The sequence below is a fragment of the Saccharopolyspora thermophila genome, assembly GCF_014646075.1.
In the GTDB taxonomy this organism is placed as follows: Bacteria; Actinomycetota; Actinomycetes; order Mycobacteriales; family Pseudonocardiaceae; genus Saccharopolyspora; species Saccharopolyspora thermophila.
Genome location: NZ_BMMT01000034.1, coordinates 1 through 2,500 on the forward strand (window position 1 = coordinate 1; position 2,500 = coordinate 2,500).

Consider the following 2,500-nt stretch of genomic DNA (forward strand, 5'->3'; position numbering starts at 1 on the left):
GTGTCGGCGGTGTCCTACTCTCCCACACCCCACCGAGTGCAGTACCATCAGCGCTGGGGAACTTAGCTACCGGGTTCGGAATGGGACCGGGCGTACCCTCCCCGCCATCGCCACCGACAACCCACACCCCACCACACCACAGCATGGTGGGAAGATCATCGAAACAACAACACACTATCCACTTAACAACCAACCAACCAACCACGAGTGGTTGTTGCCTCAAAACCATATAGCGGGCGCAAGCAAACCTTCATGAACAAGTCCTCGGCCTATCAGCACCAGTCAACTCCACACATTACTGCGCTTCCATCTCTGGCCTGTCAACCCAATCATCTCTTGGGAGCCTTACCCCACAAACGGGCGGGAGACCTCATCTAGGAACAGGCTTCCCGCTTAGATGCTTTCAGCGGTTATCCCTCCCGAACATAGCCAACCAGCCGTGCTCCTGGCGAAACAACTGGCACACCAGAGGTTCGTCCGTCCCGGTCCTCTCGTACTAGGGACAGCCTTCCGCAAGTCTCCTACGCGCGCGGCGGATAGGGACCGAACTGTCTCACGACGTTCTAAACCCAGCTCGCGTGCCGCTTTAATGGGCGAACAGCCCAACCCTTGGGACCAACTCCAGCCCCAGGATGCGACGAGCCGACATCGAGGTGCCAAACCATGCCGTCGATATGGACTCTTGGGCAAGATCAGCCTGTTATCCCCGGGGTACCTTTTATCCGTTGAGCGACACCGCTTCCACCAGCCAGTGCCGGATCACTAGTCCCTGCTTTCGCACCTGCTCGACCCGTCAGTCTCACAGTCAAGCTCCCTTATACACTTACACTCAACACCTGATTGCCAACCAGGCTGAGGGAACCTTTGGGCGCCTCCGTTACCCTTTAGGAGGCAACCGCCCCAGTTAAACTACCCACCAGGCACTGTCCCCGATCCGGATCACGGACCCGAGTTAGATGCCCAGAACGACCAGAGTGGTATTTCACCAACGACTCCACCCCAACTAGCGTCAGAGCTTCACAGTCTCCCACCTATCCTACACAAGCCGAACCAAACACCAATACCAAGCTATAGTAAAGGTCCCGGGGTCTTTCCGTCCTGCCGCGCGAAACGAGCATCTTTACTCGTACTGCAATTTCACCGGGCCTGTGGTCGAGACAGCGGAGAAGTCGTTACGCCATTCGTGCAGGTCGGAACTTACCCGACAAGGAATTTCGCTACCTTAGGATGGTTATAGTTACCACCGCCGTTTACTGGCGCTTAAATTCACCGCTACCCCAGCAAAAACCGGTTCACGGGTCCTCTTAACGTTCCAGCACCGGGCAGGCGTCAGTCCATATACATCGCCTTACAGCTTCGCATGGACCTGTGTTTTTAGTAAACAGTCGCTTCTCCCTGGCCTCTGCGACCACCACCAGCTCCCACCGCAAAGGGCAATCACCAGCAGTGGCCCCCCTTCTCCCAAAGTTACGGGGGCAATTTGCCGAATTCCTTAACCACAGTTCACCCGACCGCCTCGGTATACTCTACCTGACCACCTGTGTCGGTTTCGGGTACGGGCCGTGCACACACTCGCTAGAGGCTTTTCTCGGCAGCATGGGATCACTCACTTCACCACCACGGCTACGCATCACCCCTCACCCACATGGTGCGCGGATTTACCTACACACCGGGCTACAGGCTTACACCAGTACAACCACTCACTGGCAGAGCTACCCTCCTGCGTCACCCCATCACTTAACTACTACCCCATCAGGCCCCACGCAGCACCAACCCCAATCCACAAAGAACCAGAGCCAGCACCAAGTGGTTAGTATCAAGAGATTCGCTATGGACGCGCGCACACGGGTACGGGAATATCAACCCGTTCTCCATCGACTACGCCTGTCGGCCTCGCCTTAGGCCCCGACTCACCCTGGGCGGACGAACCTTCCCCAGGAACCCTTAGTCATCCGGCGGAAGAGATTCCCACTCTTCACTCGCTACTCATGCCTGCATTCTCACTCCCACACACTCCACCACAGCTCACACCGCAGCTTCACAGCATGCAGGACGCTCCCCTACCCAACAACACACACACAGTGCGTTCCTGGCACGGCTTCGGCGGCACGCTTCAGCCCCGCTACATTGTCGGCGCAGGACCACTTGACCAGTGAGCTATTACGCACTCTTTCAAGGATGGCTGCTTCTAAGCCAACCTCCTGGTTGTCTCAGCGATCCCACATCCTTTCCCACTAAGCGCACACTTAGGGGCCTTAGCCGATGCTCTGGGCTGTTTCCCTCTCGACGATGAAGCTTCTCCCCCACCGTCTCACTGCCACGCTCAACTCAAGTGTATTCGAAGTTTGGCTGATCTCAGTAACCCGCGAAGGCCCATCAACCAACCAGCGCCCTACCCCACCCAAGCAACACGCGACGCTGCACCTAAATGCATTTCGGGGAGAACCAGCTATCACGGAGTTTGATTGGCCTTTCACCCCTACCCACAACTCATCCCCCA

Annotated in this window: 2 rRNA genes (1 of these 2 cut by a window edge); both read right to left on the reverse strand. The window is 57.0% G+C overall.

From position 1 onward, the window contains the following. Nucleotide 1: 1 nt before the first annotated feature. Nucleotides 2–118, reverse strand: a 5S ribosomal RNA gene (rrf, locus tag IEY17_RS24895). Nucleotides 119–252: 134 nt separating this feature from the next. Next, nucleotides 253–2,500 (reverse strand): 23S ribosomal RNA (locus IEY17_RS24900) (it continues 837 nt past the right edge of the window).